Genomic DNA, 14843 nt, shown 5'->3' with positions numbered 1-14843 from the left:
TCGGAGAGGCACCGGGGCATCACCACGGGCGGGCGCCGCGGCGGCACCGGCCCGGAGTCCGGTGCCGCCGCGGCGCGGACGGCCTCACTCCCCCGGGACGGCCCGGGGGGCGAACAGCACCGCGGTCTCCGGCGCCAGCGACAGACAGGGCCCGGTCAGCAGCCTCGGTGTGTGGACCAGGATGTTGTAGTGGTTCGGCAGATGGCAGCCGTCGAAGCCCAGGACGGTGCCCACCGGTTCACCGCCGAGGACCAGGGTGTCGCCCCGGTCGAGCACGCCCCCGCAAGCCAGTTCGGCGAAGCCGAGGAAGCCGACCCGGTCCACCCGGGCCCCGGGCGCGTCGCTCCACTGGTCGGTGGTGACCAGTTCGTGCACCTCGCCCCGGCGCACACAGCGGCTCGCGAACGGCTCCAGGGTCATCCCGCGATCGGTCCGGGTGTGCCGCAGCACCTTCACCAGGGCGCCGCGCACGGCACGCTTGGCTCCGTTCTCACCCGCCCCGGAGTCCAGCGAGGCGGGCGCGGGCGCCGCGGCGGGCCCCGGGCTCATCGCGCCGCCCCGGACACCGGCGCCCCGGCGAGCGTGTAGCAGGCGGCGACCAGTTCCAGAGCGGCCACACCGCCCTCCGCCGCCCCCGCGGGCGCCTCGTCGCAGACCCGGGCGAAGTCGCGCAGCACGCCCTCGTACTCGTGCCAGAGGGACTCCTTGAAGCCGGGACGTCCCGCCAGCATGTCGGCCTCCAGCACCGTGCCGTCCGTCAGCCGCACCGCGACGTCCTTGACCTCGCCCGGGTGCGACCAGTCCAGCTCCACCCCGGCCCGCGCCCCGGACTGCGCCTCCAGGCCGATCACGGCCCGCCGGTCCACGCCGTCCTCCCGGGCCACCTCCGCCGAGACCACCGTCAGCGACGGCTCGCCCAGCAACAGCCGTACGAGGTCGAAGGCGTTCGGGCCGTTGTCCGCGACGCAGCCGCCCCCGCACCGGTCCGGGTCCAGGTACCAGGTGTCGGCGCCGATGTGGTCCTCGATGCGTTCCAGGTACCGCACCCGCACCGACTCCACGGCCCGGGGCGCCCCGGGCGGCGGAAGGGCGCGGGCCAGGCCGAGCACGCGGTCGTTGTAGCGGCGGTGGAAGGCGGTGAACAGGGGCACGCCGCGCTCGCGGGAGAGCGCGGCCAGCACGGCGCCCTCCGGGGGGCTCAGGGCGAGCGGCTTCTCCACGCAGACCGGCACACCGGCCCGCAGGGCGTCGGCGCAGACCTCGGCGTGGGCGTGGTTGGGCACGGCGACGACCACGGCGTCCAGGTCCTCCCGGGCCAGCATGGACCGGTGGTCGGTGTGGCGGGCGGCGCCGCCGCGGTGGGCGGCGAGCGTCTCCTCCCGCAGGTCGCATACGGCCGCCGGGGTCCAGCCGGGCAGGGTCTCGGCGGCGGCCAGGTAGAAGCGGGAGATCACTCCGAGGCCGATGACACCCAGCCGGCGCGGCCGGGCCCCCGGGGCGGGAGGGGTCATCGGGCCGCCTCCAGGACGGGCAGGTCCAGGCCGAGGCCGGTCAGCTCGGCGTGCAGGGAGGCGGGCAGCGGCACTCCGGACACCCGGCGCCCGGCGGCCCGTTCGGCCTCCAGGTGGCCCGGGTAGCGGACGCGGTCGCGGCCGGGCAGGGGTGGGCAGTCCAGCACGGTGGCGAAGAGGTCCCGCGCGTCGGCCGGGAAGCCGTCGCGGAGCGCGCCGGGGGCGATGGCCAGGGCGAGGAGGCCGATGTCGTCGTCGGTGCCGCCCGGGCGCCCGTCGCCGTCGAGGGCGGCGCGGGCGGGGCCGGTGGCGGCGCCGGGCAGCAGGGCCGCCAGCAGTTCCACGGTCAGACCGAGTCCGAAGCCCTTGTGGGCGCCGGTCTCCGGGCGCCCGCCGAGCCAGCCGAGCCACGCCTCGCCCCGGTCGAAGGCCGCCGGGTCGGTGACGGGACCACCGGTGTCGTCGGTGAGCCAGCCCTCGGGGGCGGGCCGTCCGTCCCGGGCGGCGGTGCGGACCCTGCCGGTGGGGACGACGGTGGTGCTCATGTCCAGGACGAAGGGACGGCCCTCCACCGCGGGCGCGGCCACGCTGAGCGGATTGGTGCCGAGCAGCGCGGCGGCGCCGTGCGGCGGGCGGGCGATGCGCTGGCCGCCGCAGTTGGAGGCCACCACTCCGATCATGCCCTGGGCGGCGGCGCGCAGCGCGTGCGCCCCGGCGCAGCCGAAGTGGGTGGCGCCGCGCACCGTGACCAGGCCGATGCCGTGGTCGGCCGCGCGCCGGGCGGCGAGGTCCACGGCCTGGGAGGCGGCCCACAGGCCCAGGGCCCGGCGGTGGTCGACGAGGACGCAGGCGCCGAGGTCGCGCAGGGTGGTGGGCTCCGCCGCCGGGTCGGCACGCCCCGACTCCAGCAGGGGGACGTACAGGCGGGCCAGGTTGAAGACGCCGTGCGAGTCCATGCCGGTCAGGTCGCCGTAGCACAGGGCCTCGGCGGCGAGGCGGGCCCGCTCGGCGGGGACCCCGAGGCGGGCGAAGCAGGCGGCCGTCTCGGAGAGCAGGATGGTGTAGGGGACCCTCACCTCCTCGCGGCGGTCGGCGGAGGGCGGTGCGACTGTCATGCGGTTCCTGCCTTCTCGGTGCGTATCGGGGTGGGGCCGGAGGCCGTGGTGGCCGTGGTGGCTTCGGAGGCGAAGGCGGCCAGCAGCGCGGCGACCTGGGAGGCGAACGCCTCCAGCTCGGCCAGCTCGACGAACTCGCCCTCGGCGTGGGCGTGGTGGGTGTCCAGCGAGCCGGGTCCGAGGACGGTGGTGTAGGTGCCGGCGGCGGCGTGCAGCCAGATGGCGTCGCAGGTGAAGGCGGGGGCGTCGGCGGGCCGACGCGGGATGCCGGCCCGTTCCATCAGCGCGTCGCCCCAGGCGGGCTGGGCGCCGAGGGCGGGCATGCCGCGCTTGTCCCAGTCCAGGCGGGTGATGCGGGCGGCGTCGGCGGCGGTGCGGGCGAACAGCGGGACGTCCCGGTAGCGGGCGGTGAACTCCCGCAGCCCCTCGTCGAGCGCGCGGGCGACGGCGCGTTCGGCGGCGGCGCCGTCCTGGGCCCGGGTGTGGGCGAGGTTGAGGGCGAGGGCGCCGGTGCCGTGGACCTTGTTGTGGAGGGTGCCGGTGTGCAGCCCGGCGAGGCAGAGGGTGACCGGCGGGGCGTGCGGGGAGGGCGGGGCGAGGGCGGTGGCGAGGTGCTGGGCGAGGAAGCCGAGGAGCAGGGTGGCGTTGTGGCCCGCCCCGGGCCGGTCGTCGACGGCGTCGTCGCCGTCGACCGTGATCCGGGCGGTGGAGGAGGCGGTGGCCCGGGGCAGGTGGTGCAGCCCGGTGGGTTCGCAGAAGACGTTGACCCGGCCGATGTGCCCGGCCTCGGTCAGCGGCCGGGTGCCGAAGGTGCCGAGCGCGCCGCCTTCCTCCCCGGCGACGGCCTGGACGAGGACGGAGATGTCGCGGCCGACGGCGGGGTGGTCGGCGGCTGCCCGCGCGATGCCCGCCAGGAGGGCGACGGCGGGTCCCTTGGCGTCGACGGCCCCGCGGCCGGTGAACCGGGAGCCGTCGAAGGCGGGGGCGGGTCCCCCGGCGACGGTGTCGAGGTGGACGTTGAACATCACCGTGCGGTCGCGGGGCCGTTCGGGCCCGAGGCGCAGCAGCAGGCTGGGCTGGGCGGTGAGGAATTCCGGGTCGGCGGTGACGGCCTCGCGGACCCGGACGGGGGTGTCCTCCCGGAGCACCTCCCCGGGGTGGGCCGGGCGGTGGGAGAGGGTGCGCAGGCCGAGGCGGGCGGCGGCGGTGGCGTAGGCGTGCTGGGCGGCGCGCAGCGCATGGGGGGCGCCGGGGCCGGTCTCCAGGGGCCCGGCGGTGGGGGTGTGCAGCAGGTGGAGCAGCAGTCCGGTGTCGACGGCGGGCGGCCGGGGGCGGGGGACGGCGGCCGGGGCCGTGCCCCGGTGGGAGCGGGATGCGTCGGCCGGGGCCGTGCCGGGACGGGGGCCGAGGGGGAGGTCGGCCAGACGCCGGGCGGCGCGGACGAACAGGTCGCGGGCGTCCACGCCCTGGCGGCGCAGTCCTTCGTGGGGCAGGACGGCGAGGTGGGGTTCGAGGGAGTAGGCGCCCCGGTAGCCGTGGTCCTCCAGGAGGCGCAGGCAGTCGGCGACGCGGGCGGTGCCGTCGCCGGGCAGGGTGTACACGGCCTCCCCGGGGCCCGGGCCGGGGACCCCGTCCTTGACATGGACGTGGGCGACGTGCGGCAGCAGGGGGGTGAGCAGGGAGACGGCGTCGTATCCGTGGGCGATGCCGTTGCCGGTGTCGAAGAGGAGGCGCAGGGCGGGGCTGTCCACCTCGTCGAGGAGGCGCAGGGCGCGGGTGGCGCTGGCGGCGGCCCAGCCGGCGCAGTTCTCGTGGAGCAGTTCGAGGCCGAGGTCCTCGGCGCGGCGGGCCAGGTGGCGCATGCGGGTGATCACCTCGCGGGCCCAGGCGTCCTCGGTGAGGCCGTCGTTGGGCCAGGACATGACGCGTACGCTGCGGCAGCCCAGGACGCGGCCGTGGGCCGCGAGCCGTTCGAGTTCGCTGAGGTCGGCGGCGGGGTCGCCGGTCACGGGGCGTGCCCAGTTGGCGATGCGGGAGTCGAGGCAGACCACGCCGAGTCCGGCCGCGTGCAGCCGGTCGGCCAGGGTGTGGACGGCGCCGGTGCCGAGGTCGGCCAGCGCGGTGCCGTCGACGGTGCGCAGTTCCAGCGCGGTCCAGCCGAGTTGGAGGGCGGTCCCGATCTGGCCGGCCAGATCGGGGGCGGCCTCGTCCCCGATGCCGGTGACGCGGGCGGCGAGGCTGTCATACGGCGGCACGGGGGGCCTCCTCCTCACCCCGGTGGGCACCGCACCGGGTCTTGGCCGTGTCGAGCAGGCGGACGACGTCGGCGTGCAGGTCGAAGCCGGACTTCCAGGAGGGGTGGTGGGGGGCGACGGTGGCGTAGCGGTCGTAGGCGCGGGTCATGAAGGCGGCGAGGGCGTCGTCGCGGAAGACGTCGCGCCGTTCGCCGGTGATGAGCTGGGCGTGGTCGTCGTCGGCGGCGAGCGGGAAGTGGGCGACGACGGTGCCGTGTTCGAGGAACAGGGTGACGCTGCGCTCGCGGACGGGGGCGGCGAGGTCGGAGACGATCCGGGTGTGGACGCCGCTGGTGTGGCGCAGGTCGATCCGGGCGGAGCCCATATGGGGACGTACCGTTTCTCCGCAGCGCAGGTCGGTGAGGCGGGCGCCGGTCACGGTGGCGGGTCCGGCGAGGTCGAGGACGAGGCCGAGGGAGTGCGGCATCTCCACCTCGAAGGCGGTGGGGTGGCCGTCGCCGGGGCGCAGTGAGCACTGGAAGCGGGGTTTGTGCTGGGCCGCCTCGATGCGCAGCAGCCGGCCGTGCTGGCCGGTGGCGATCAGGCGGCGGAGTCTGCGGGCGAGTTCCCCGGCGGGCCAGGGGGCGACGACGGTGATGCGCAGGTCGTGGTGTTCGCGCAGCCGTTCCACGGCGGCGAGTTGGGCGGCGTCTGCGGCGAGCGGCTTCTCCACGACGAGATCGCGGAATCCGCGGGCCGCGAGGTCGGCGATGACGGCGGGTCGGGTGTCGGGCGGGGTGCAGACGTGGGCGACGGTGGTGTCCGGGGTGAGCAGCGGACGGGCCTGGTCGAGGGTGCGGGTCCGGGCGACGCCGTCGGCGCCGGGGCCGCCCGCGCCGGGGCGGGGGTCGACGGCGACGATCGGGCCGTCCCAGAGGTCGGGGGCGGCTGCGCGGGCGGTGCGCAGGGCCCGCACGTGGAGTCCGGATCCGGAGCGTCCCAGTCCGATGATCAGGGGCTGTCTCATGGCGTTCCCTCCGGCTGAACGGTGCGGGCAGCAGCGAATCTCGCCGCTCCGCGTGACACCGGTCAAGAAATTTCCGGGGGTTGTCACCGGAAGGTATGAAGTTCCTCCAGTCATTTGAGACTTGCTTCTGACGGCTGTTACGTTCTCGGGCAGCCACTCGGGAGGCGTTCGGCGATGGGGCCGCGCCGTCCCCATTTTCTGTCGCATTTCTGTCGTTTCTCTGTCGTTGCCGCAGGTGGCGCCGGAGCCGGGGCGGGTAGAGACCCGTCCATCGCGGCGTCGGCGCCCGGTCGGCCGAGAGGAATTGTTTCCGCGTGACGCGATTAACCGTTCCCTTTTTCAGCCAGGCCAGGACGTTCGAACGGATCTGGCCGGACATTCGGTCACAGGTGGAAGAGGTATTCGAAGACGGAAAATTCTCCCACTCGACCCGTGTGCGGGCACTCGAACAGGCCCTCGCCGCCTACACGGGCGCCCGGCACGTCATCGGCGTGAACAGCGGGACCGACGCCCTCGTCCTGCTCCTCAAGGCCTGCGGACTGCGGCCGGGCGACCGCGTCCTGGTCCCGGCCTACTCCTTCGTCGCCACCGCGACCTCCGTCGTGCACGCGGGCGGTGAGCCCGTCTTCGCGGACATCGATCCGGACAGCTACGCGCTCGATCCCGCCCGGGTGCCGGACGGGGCGCTGGACGGCACCCGGTTCGTGATGCCGGTGCACCTCTTCTCCCGGATGGCCGACATGGCGGCGCTCACCGCCTTCGCCTCCGCGCGGGGGCTGGAGCTGGTCGAGGACAGCGCGGAGGGCATCGGCATGCGCCAGGCCGGCGTCCACGCCGGGCTGCACGGGCGGGGCGGGGTGCTGTCCTTCTTCCCGGGCAAGACGCTGGGGGCGCTCGGCGACGCCGGAGCGGTGCTCACCGACGACCCCGGGATCGCCGAACGGGTCGCGGCGCTGCGCCACCACGGCCGCACCGGCCGCACCCTCGGCCACTTCCCGGGCATCTCCCACGAGAGCGTGCTCCCCGGGCACAACAGCAAGATGGACGACCTGCAGGCCGCGATCCTGCTGGCCAGGCTCACCGTCCTCGACGGGGACATCCGCCGCCGCGCCGACCTCGCCGCCCGCTACGACCGGCGGCTGCGCGGCCTCCCGGGGATCACCCGGCTGCCCCGGCTCACCGGCGCCCCCGACGAGGTGTTCTACGTCTACCTGATCGAGGCCGACCACCGGGACGCCCTGGCCGGCCACCTCGCCGCCGGGGGCATCGGCACCGAGGTCTACTATCCGCGGCCCCTGCACCTCCAGCCCTGCTTCGCCCGGCTCGGACACCGCCCCGGGGACTTCCCGGCCGCCGAGGCGGCCGCCGTGCGCGCCCTCGCGCTGCCGCTCTACCCGGACCTCACCGACGAGCAGGCGGACCGCGTCTGCGACGCCGTGGAAGAGTTCCTCACGCGGAAGGTGTCCGCATGACCCCCGCCACCGGGCGCCCGTCCCCCGTCACCGCCCCCGTCCCGTTCTTCCCCCCCGACCTCTTCGAGGAGGACCGGGACACCGTGCTGCGGCTCCTGTACGAGCTGGGCACCGGGGAGGAGCAGAAGTTCATCCTCGGCGAGCACACCCGCCGCTTCGAGACCGAGCTGGCCCGGCGGCTCGGCGCCGCCGACGTGGTCACCTGCGCCTCCGGCACCGGCGCCCTCCAACTGGTGCTGACCGCCCTCGGCACCGGGCCGGGCGACGAGGTGGTCGTCCCCGCCTTCGGCTGCGCGCCGCTCGCCGCCGCAGTACTGCACACGGGGGCCATGCCCGTCTTCGCCGACATCGACCCGCACACCCTCACCATGGACCCCGCCGACGCGCGCCGCCGGGTCACCGGCCGGACCCGGGCCGTGATGCCCGCCCACATGTTCTCGGTGATGGCGGACATGCCCGCCTTCAACACCCTGGCCGCCGAGTACGGCCTGCGCCTGGTGGAGGACTCCGCCGTGGCCCAGGGCGCGACCCTGGCCGGACGCCCTGCGGGGCTGTGGGGCGACGCGGGCGTCTACTCGTTCGTACAGGTCAAGTCGTTCGGCATGCCCGGCGAGGGCGGAGCCGTCGTCACCGACGACGAGGAGACCGCCCAGCGGGTCCGGATGCTGCGCAACCACGGGCAGGACGGCCGCCACCGCTTCCTCCACCACCTCGTCGGCCACAACAGCCGCTTCGACGAGATCCAGGCCGCCGTCCAGTCGCACCGGCTGCCGGGGCTGTCCGCGCGGCTGGCCCGCCGCGCCGCCATCGCCTCCCACTACACCGAGCGGCTCACCGGGCTGCCGGGCATCACCACGCCCCCGGCCGGCACCGACGGCCGCTGCTACTACGTGTACACACTCCTCGCCGACGACCGGGACGCGCTGCGCGAACACCTCACCGCGCACGGCGTGCACACCCACGTCTACTACCCCCGGCTCCTGCCCGAGCAGGCCGCCTTCGCCCCCTTCGCCGCGCCGCCCGCGACCGGCCGCCCGCGGGGCCCGAAGGACGCCCCCGCCGGGCGGACGAACGGCTTCCCCTGGCCGCACGCCCTGCGGGCCGCGCGCCGCCACCTGTCGCTGCCGGTCCACCACATGCTCACCGACACCCAGGTCGAGCACGTCGCCGACACCGTCCGCGCCCATGCGCTGCGCACCGGCTGACCCCGGGGGCGCGGACCCCGCCGTCCCCCTCCGCCCCGCCCGTCCACGCCCCGCACCGTCGCCCCGCCCGGAGCCGCCCCGTGTCCACTGATCTCGACATCGCCGTCGTCGGCGCCGGACTGGCGGGCCTCGCGGCGGCCCACGAACTGCGCCGCCACGGCCATGAGGTAAGGGTCTTCGAAGCCGCCGCCGGCCCCGGCGGGCGCATGCGCAGCCTCCGCGGTGACGGCTATCTGATGGACACCGGCGCCGAGCAGATCTCGGCCCGCGGATACCGGGCCACCTGGCAGTTGCTGCGCCGCGCGGGGCTGGGCCCCGCCGACGTGCCCCGCATCGGCCGCCCCATGGCGATGTGGCGGGCGGGACGCCCGCACAACGGGGTGGGCGACCCCCGCGCGGTGCTCACCGGCGCGGGGCTGTCCCCCACCGCCCGTCCGTCGCTGGCCCGGTTCCTCGCCTGGGGCGAACGGCACCGCGCCGGACTGGACCACGACCACGCCGAGGACACCCCGCTCGGCACGGACACCATCGCCGCCATGGCCCGCCGCTACCACCCCGACCTCTACGACCATCTGCTCCAGCCGCTGTCCTCGGCCTTCTTCGGCTGGGACCCGGAACGCAGCGCCGCCTCGCCCCTGGTCGCCCTGCTGCTCGCGGTCGGGCCGGTCTCCTCCTGGCGGGTCTACCGGGGCGGCATGGACCTGCTCGCCCGGCGCCTCGCGGAACCCCTCGACGTCCGCTACGGCGCACGGGCCGAGGAGGTCACCGACCACGGCACGCACGCCCGGCTCACCGTCGGCGGCACCCCGCTGACGGCACGGGCGGTAGTGCTGGCCCTTCCGGCGCCCGCCGCGCTGCGGCTCCAGCCGGACCCGGCCCCCGAGGCGGCCGGCTATCTGGCCGCCTCCTCCTATCGGCCCATGTTCAAGATCAGCTGCGCCCTGGACCGGCCGCTCGCCCCGCGCGGCGGCAACTACGTCCTGCTCACCCCGGAGGACGAGGAGCCACTGCTGTCCTGCGTCATCGCCGACCACCTCAAGTGCCCCGACCGGGCGCCCGCAGGGCGCGGTCTGGTCAGCCTGCTGGCCTCGCCCCGCCGGGTCCCCGAACTCGCCGCCGCCGACCCGGCGACCGCCGTGCGCTTCATGACCCGGGCCGCCGAACGCTATGTGCCGGGGCTGCGGGACGCGCTCGTCGCCACCCATGTGCACCACTGGGCCGAGGCGATGCCCGAGCTGACCCCCCACGCGCTCACCCGGCGCGGCGCCTTCCTGGACCGGCCCGCGCGGTGCGTGGAGTACGCCGGGGACTGGGTCGCCGCCCGCCCCTCCAGCGAGGGCGCCGCCCGCTCGGGCGCGCTCGCCGCCTCCCGCGTCCTGGCCCGCCTGGCCGCGCACACCCCTCACGCCCCCTCCGAGGAGACCGCCGCATGAAGCCGCAGGACCCGGGTGCCCTCTTCGACGACCTCGCCGCGCGGGGTGTCACCACCCGCTTCCACCTCGACCGGCCCCTCGACGCCGCGCGCGGCGGTGCGTCCGGCTCCCCGACGGAGTGGACGGTGCCCGGACTCGCCGCGCTCGTCGCCGAGATCGCGGGCGCCCTCGCCGCCGCCGGGGCGGGCCGGGCCAGGCGGGTCGCCATCGCCAAGGCCAACCACTGGGACTACGACCTCATCGCCTGCGCCGCGATCCGCACCGGCGCCGTCCCCGTCAAGATCTCCGGCCACCTCCCGGCCGGCTCCCTGCGCCTCCTGCTGCGCCGCGCCGCGCCCCACGTCCTGGTGACCGACCTCGATGTCCTCGACCGGCTGACGGCCGACGGCCGCACCACCGAGGGACTGACGGAGGAGGGCGGCACGACCGTGGTCCTCGACCGGGACGGCGGGCTTCCCCCCGGCACCCTGCGCCTGGACGACCTGCGGGGATGCCCCGACCCCGGTCCGCACCGCCGTGCCGACGACGAACCGCTGGTCATCATCCACACCAGTGGCACCACCGGCACCCCGAAACTGGTCTGCCACACCACCCGCACCATCATCAACGGCCTCGCCCGCTTCGAGACCCTGCCCATCCCCCGGCTCGCCGTCCGGCGCGACGACAGCCTCTTCAACGCCAGCTCCTACGCCCACGGCCGCACCTTCTGCTGGACCCATGTGGCGCCGGTGCTCGCCCCCCGGCACATCAGCATCGCCGCCGAGGACCGGCCCGACCGGACCGACCTGCTGCTGCGGGCCCATCCGCCCACCGTGGTCGAGGCGCTGCCCGCCCGGTACGTGCGGCTGCGGCCGCTCACCCGGCGGCTGGACAACCCGTTCCGGGACGTGCGCACCTTCATCAGCACCTACGACGCCGTGCACCCGCCCGTCGTCCGCTCCTACCTGGCCGCGAGCGGGCACCGCCGGGCGCTGTGGATGCAGGGCTGGGGCCAGACCGAGACGGGTCCCCTCACCTTCGCCTTCCACACCCGCCGCTCGGTGGCCCGCTCCGCCGACGGTACGACCCGGATGCGCGAGCTGGGCCGTCCGGTGCCCTTCCGGACCCGGCTCAAGGTGGTCGACCCGCTCACCCTGCGCCGGGTACCGGCGGGGGAGCCGGGGCTCGTCCTGTGCCGGACCGGCGCCATCGCGCCCGGTTACGTGGGCGAGCCCGACCGCTGGGACGCCAAGCGGCACGGCGGCTGGTGGAGCACCGGCGACATCGGGTCGGTCGCCCGGGACGGCGCCGTCCGGCTGCTGGACCGCGAGGTCGACCACTCCCCCGGGCTGAGCTGCCTGCACACCGAGGACACCCTGGAGGAGCGGGTGCCGGAGGCCCTGGAGTGCGTCGTCCTCAGCCGCCCCGACGACTGGCCGCTGCCGGTCGTGGTCACCGAGGACGGCCGGCTCGACCCCGGCCGCTGGCACCGGGCGGTGCGCGAACTGCCCCCGCTGGCCGAGCCGGTGGTGCTCACCTGGGACGAGGTGCCCCGTACCGGCACCGGCAAGGTCCGGCGCACGGCCCTGCTCCAGCAGCTCACCGGCGAGGCCGCGACCTGCGGCACCGGCCGCTGGACCTGAGCGGGAGCGCACCGTGCCCCACACCGCAGCCCCTCCCCGGGGCTATGTCTTCGACAACGACAGCCCGCACAGCGCCGCCCACCACCGCCACCTGGAGCACGCCCTCGACCCGCTCACCCTGGACCGGCTCACCGGGGCCGGGGTCGCGCCCGGCATGCGCTGCCTGGAGGTCGGCGCGGGCGCCGGGAGCGTCGCCCGCGCCCTGGCCCGGCTGGTGGCGCCCGGGGGGCGGGTGACGGCGACCGACCTCAAACCCGGCCGCATCGCCCCGGCCCCCGGGCTGACCGTCCTCGCCCACGACATCGTCACCGACCCGCTGCCGGAGGCGGAGTACGACGTCGTGGTCGCCCGGCTGGTGCTCCAGCACCTCCCGCGCCGCCGGGAGGTGCTCGGCAGGCTGGCTCGGGCGCTCCGGCCCGGCGGCCTCATCCAGATCGACGAGTTCGACGCCGACCACGAGCCGTGCCTGCTCGCCCCCACCGAGGAGGACGCCCGGCTCTACGAGCGCTTCACGGCGGCCAAGGCGGCGCTGATGCGGGCCTCCGGCGGCGACCCCGGCTGGGGCCGCCGGACGGCCGGGGCGCTGCGCGACGCCGGATTCACCGCCATCGGCATCCGCCCGCACGTCCTGGTCCGCGCCCCCGGCACCCCCGCCCTCGGTCTGCAGCTCCACCACCTGGCCCAGCTCGCGCCCCGGCTGGCCGAGCACGGCTTCGCCCCGGCCGAACTGGCCCGGCTGCGCGCCCTGATGGACGATCCGGGGTTCGCCGCCGCCACCGGCGTCCTCTACTCCGTCCAGGCCCGGCGTCCCCCGCTGCCGGACACCCGGCACGCGGCACCCCCGGCACCGGCAGCCGTACCCGAAGCCAACGAAGGGAACCCCGAACCGACATGACCGACGGAACGTCCACCACGACCGCAGTGACCGGTGCCCGGCCGGACCTGCCGGACCCACCGGACGCGGCGGCGGAGCGCCGCCCGGCGGACGGGCCCCTCCCCGCCGAAGGGCCCGGCGGGTCGGAGAGCCCCCGGCCGCCGTCGCGGCCGGCACCGGCGGACGGCATGGTCCGCCGCTACGCCCGGCTGGGCAAACTCGACGTCTACGACTACTACTTGGGCGTCCCCATTGTCCTGGCGGCGGTACTGGCGCCCGGCGGCGGAATCACCGAGCGCACGGGCCTGCTGCTCGGCGTCTTCCTGGTCGCCCAGGTCTGCCTGCTGATGGCGCTGGTGGCCTTCGACGACGTCACCGGCTTCCGCGACGGCAGCGACATCACCAACTACGGACCGGACCATCCACTGCGCAATGTACAGCGCAAGCCCCTGGTGGCCGGGACCCTGACGGTCCCCCAGGCGCTGCGGTTCGCCTGGTGCTGCGCCGTCGCCGCGGCACTGCTGTTCGCGGCCACCTACGCGCTCGCCCCGCACCGTCCGCTGTGGACGGCGGTCGGGCTCGCGGTGCTGTGGGCGGCGGCGCTCCAGTACTCCTACGGCGTGAGGATCAGCTACCACGGGTTCCAGGAGATCTATCTCGTCGCCCTCGGCTTCGCGCTGGTCGTCCTGCCCTACGGCATGATCACCGGCAGGGCGGCGGGACTCCTGCTGGTGCAGGCGGTCCTCTTCGGCTTCGGCCCGCTGATGTTCGGGGTGTACTCCAACACCAACGACGTGGAGGGCGACCGGTCGGTGGGACGTCCCACGGTGGCCGCCCTGCTGTCCGAGCGCGGCAACGCCCGCTTCATCGGCGCCCTGTCGCTGGCGGAGTTCCTGCTCGTCGCGGTCGCCTCGGCCACCGGGACCGCCCCGTGGTGGTTCCTGCCGCTGATGCTGCCCGCGAGTCTGCTGCGCCTGCGCCAGTACCTGCTGGGGTTCCGCGAGGGGGACATCATGCGCGCCCGCCGGGTCGGCTTCGCCGTCCACCGGGTCGGGGTGGCCCTGATGGTGGTCTCCCACCTGGTGGTCGGGCTCACCTCATGAGACACGGCTCCACCGGGTGACGGCCGGGCGCGGCGGGACGGGACCGGCCCCGCGACTGCCGTGCCGGACGCCGTCCCACCGCACCGGCCCTCCCGGGCCCCTGCCGCCCGGCTGCGGCGGCCCACCACCGGGGCCGGGGAACCGCCTCCGCTCCCTGCCGCCGGCTACTCGGCCGGGGACACGATCTGGACGAGGTTGCCGCAGGTGTCGTCGAAGACGGCGACGGTGACCGGGCCCGCCTCCATCGGCTCCTGGGCGAACCGGACGCCGAGGCCGGTCAGCCGCTCGTGCTCGGCCCGGACGTCGTCCACGGCGAACTGGACGAGGGGGATGCCGTCCTTCACGAGGGCGTCGCGGTAGGTCCGGGCCGCCGGATGGCCCGCGGGCTCCAGGAGCAGTTCGGCGCCGTCCGGCTCCTCGGGCGAGACGACGGTCAGCCACCTGGCCGTGCCTCCCACCGGGATGTCGTGCTTCTTCACGAAGCCGAGGATTCCGGTGTAGAACTGCTCGGCCTTGGCCTGGTCGTCGACGAAGACGCTGGTCAGATGGATCCTCATGGTCCCCTCCGGTCCGGTGGGCGGCGGGCGGGAGCCGGTGGCTCCGGTCGGCCCGCGCCCCGGCCTCCGCCCACCGCCTGCCGTCCTTCCGGCCGCTCTCTCCCGAGCGGGCTCTCCTCCCAGTGTCCGCCCTGGCCCCGCCGGGGGCCCGTCGACGGTGCCGTGGCCCCCCCGGGGGTGTGGTCGGACGTCATGCCCCCATCCGCAGATGTGGGAGGGACGACTGCCCGGCCCGGCCGTCGTGTCGTGGCGTGACGACGCCGTGCCGTCCTGTCCATCGGGGGCGGAGCCGCCTCCGAACCCGTCGCGCGGCTGCTCCCCTACCAACCGCGCCCCCCGAACCCCCCGGGCCCCGGCGACGGGCGCGGGACCCGCCGGCGGTGGGGGCTCCGTGGGCGAGGGAGCAGGCCGCGCGAGGGTCGCGGCGGGCGGGAGGGACGGGTGCCCCGTCCTCGCCCCGCCCCGTGCCTCCCGGACGAGGCGTGGCCCGGTCACCCCGTGTCCGGGCAGTGCGGAACCGCAGGACCGGCGGGCGCCGTACCGGCGCCGGACGGGTCCGTCCGAAAGGTCCGTGATGATCGTCAGCCATGGCCCGTCGCGTGCCCTCGTGCGGGTGATCGGCCGCCTGGTCGGGCCCGTGGCGGTCCGCGGGTGCCGCAGAGTGGGCCCGTGCCTCGTCGATCACTCACC

General features: G+C 75.9%; 12 protein-coding genes. 6 read left to right on the top strand and 6 right to left on the bottom strand.

Features of this window, described 5'->3' with window-relative positions; genetic code table 11:
• Positions 1-84: 84 nt before the first annotated feature.
• Genes GTY84_RS02510 through GTY84_RS02485 form a run of 5 tightly spaced genes read right to left on the bottom strand, consistent with a single transcriptional unit; the run spans position 85 to position 5887 of the window.
• Positions 85-549 (bottom strand): hypothetical protein, encoded by a 465-nt coding sequence (locus GTY84_RS02510; protein WP_161224347.1) that lies wholly within the window; start codon positions 547-549, stop codon positions 85-87.
• Positions 546-1511 carry a Gfo/Idh/MocA family oxidoreductase gene (locus tag GTY84_RS02505; protein WP_161224474.1) on the bottom strand — a complete coding sequence of 322 codons (966 nt, stop codon included), beginning with the start codon at positions 1509-1511 and terminating at the stop codon, positions 546-548. The genes GTY84_RS02510 and GTY84_RS02505 overlap by 4 nt, the downstream gene beginning before the upstream one ends.
• Positions 1508-2626, bottom strand: a complete 1119-nt coding sequence (locus GTY84_RS02500; RefSeq protein WP_161224473.1) for an Ldh family oxidoreductase — start codon at positions 2624-2626, stop codon at positions 1508-1510. Before GTY84_RS02500 ends, GTY84_RS02505 begins: the two co-directional genes overlap by 4 nt.
• Positions 2623-4881, bottom strand: a complete 2259-nt coding sequence (locus tag GTY84_RS33330) for a M20/M25/M40 family metallo-hydrolase (protein ID WP_345943315.1) — start codon at positions 4879-4881, stop codon at positions 2623-2625. The genes GTY84_RS02500 and GTY84_RS33330 overlap by 4 nt, the downstream gene beginning before the upstream one ends.
• On the bottom strand, positions 4868-5887 hold the full coding sequence (locus GTY84_RS02485; protein ID WP_161224346.1) for a Gfo/Idh/MocA family oxidoreductase: 1020 nt from the start codon (positions 5885-5887) through the stop codon (positions 4868-4870). The genes GTY84_RS33330 and GTY84_RS02485 overlap by 14 nt, the downstream gene beginning before the upstream one ends.
• Positions 5888-6201: 314 nt before the next feature.
• Here GTY84_RS02485 and GTY84_RS02480 point away from each other — a divergent pair, with 314 nt between their 5' ends.
• From GTY84_RS02480 to GTY84_RS02455, 6 genes are all read left to right on the top strand, one after another.
• On the top strand, positions 6202-7359 hold the full coding sequence (locus GTY84_RS02480) for a DegT/DnrJ/EryC1/StrS family aminotransferase (RefSeq protein ID WP_161224345.1): 1158 nt from the start codon (positions 6202-6204) through the stop codon (positions 7357-7359).
• Positions 7356-8564 (top strand): DegT/DnrJ/EryC1/StrS family aminotransferase, encoded by a 1209-nt coding sequence (locus GTY84_RS02475; protein ID WP_161224343.1) that lies wholly within the window; start codon positions 7356-7358, stop codon positions 8562-8564. The genes GTY84_RS02480 and GTY84_RS02475 overlap by 4 nt, the downstream gene beginning before the upstream one ends.
• Before the next feature lie 80 nt (positions 8565-8644).
• Positions 8645-9997, top strand: a complete 1353-nt coding sequence (locus GTY84_RS02470; protein ID WP_161224342.1) for an NAD(P)/FAD-dependent oxidoreductase — start codon at positions 8645-8647, stop codon at positions 9995-9997.
• Positions 9994-11619, top strand: coding sequence for a class I adenylate-forming enzyme family protein (locus GTY84_RS02465; protein ID WP_161224341.1), 1626 nt, complete (start codon positions 9994-9996; stop codon positions 11617-11619). The genes GTY84_RS02470 and GTY84_RS02465 overlap by 4 nt, the downstream gene beginning before the upstream one ends.
• A gap of 13 nt (positions 11620-11632) precedes the next feature.
• Complete coding sequence (locus GTY84_RS02460) at positions 11633-12514, top strand: methyltransferase domain-containing protein (protein WP_161224339.1); 882 nt, start codon at positions 11633-11635, stop codon at positions 12512-12514.
• Entirely contained in the window at positions 12511-13596 is a 1086-nt protein-coding gene (locus GTY84_RS02455) for a UbiA family prenyltransferase (protein WP_237531969.1), read from the top strand. The genes GTY84_RS02460 and GTY84_RS02455 overlap by 4 nt, the downstream gene beginning before the upstream one ends.
• A 164-nt stretch (positions 13597-13760) precedes the next feature.
• On the opposite strand, the gene GTY84_RS02450 is transcribed toward GTY84_RS02455, so the two are convergent.
• On the bottom strand, positions 13761-14153 hold the full coding sequence (locus GTY84_RS02450; RefSeq protein ID WP_161224338.1) for a VOC family protein: 393 nt from the start codon (positions 14151-14153) through the stop codon (positions 13761-13763).
• Between the last annotated feature and the right edge of the window lie 690 nt (positions 14154-14843).

This window comes from Streptomyces sp. SID8352, assembly GCF_009862265.1.
Classification (GTDB): domain Bacteria; phylum Actinomycetota; class Actinomycetes; order Streptomycetales; family Streptomycetaceae; genus Streptomyces.
The sequence above is the reverse complement of the archived record's forward strand: the minus strand, read 5'-3'. Positions and strand labels throughout refer to the sequence as shown.

Coding starts and splice junctions, on each gene's coding strand:
- GTY84_RS02510 (WP_161224347.1), bottom strand. CDS start 549: ATGAGCCCGGGGCCCGCCGCGGCGCCCGCGCCCGCCTCGCTGGACTCC.
- GTY84_RS02475 (WP_161224343.1), top strand. CDS start 7,356: ATGACCCCCGCCACCGGGCGCCCGTCCCCCGTCACCGCCCCCGTCCCG.
- GTY84_RS02465 (WP_161224341.1), top strand. CDS start 9,994: ATGAAGCCGCAGGACCCGGGTGCCCTCTTCGACGACCTCGCCGCGCGG.
- GTY84_RS02455 (WP_237531969.1), top strand. CDS start 12,511: ATGACCGACGGAACGTCCACCACGACCGCAGTGACCGGTGCCCGGCCG.
- GTY84_RS02505 (WP_161224474.1), bottom strand. CDS start 1,511: ATGACCCCTCCCGCCCCGGGGGCCCGGCCGCGCCGGCTGGGTGTCATC.
- GTY84_RS02485 (WP_161224346.1), bottom strand. CDS start 5,887: ATGAGACAGCCCCTGATCATCGGACTGGGACGCTCCGGATCCGGACTC.
- GTY84_RS02450 (WP_161224338.1), bottom strand. CDS start 14,153: ATGAGGATCCATCTGACCAGCGTCTTCGTCGACGACCAGGCCAAGGCC.
- GTY84_RS02500 (WP_161224473.1), bottom strand. CDS start 2,626: ATGACAGTCGCACCGCCCTCCGCCGACCGCCGCGAGGAGGTGAGGGTC.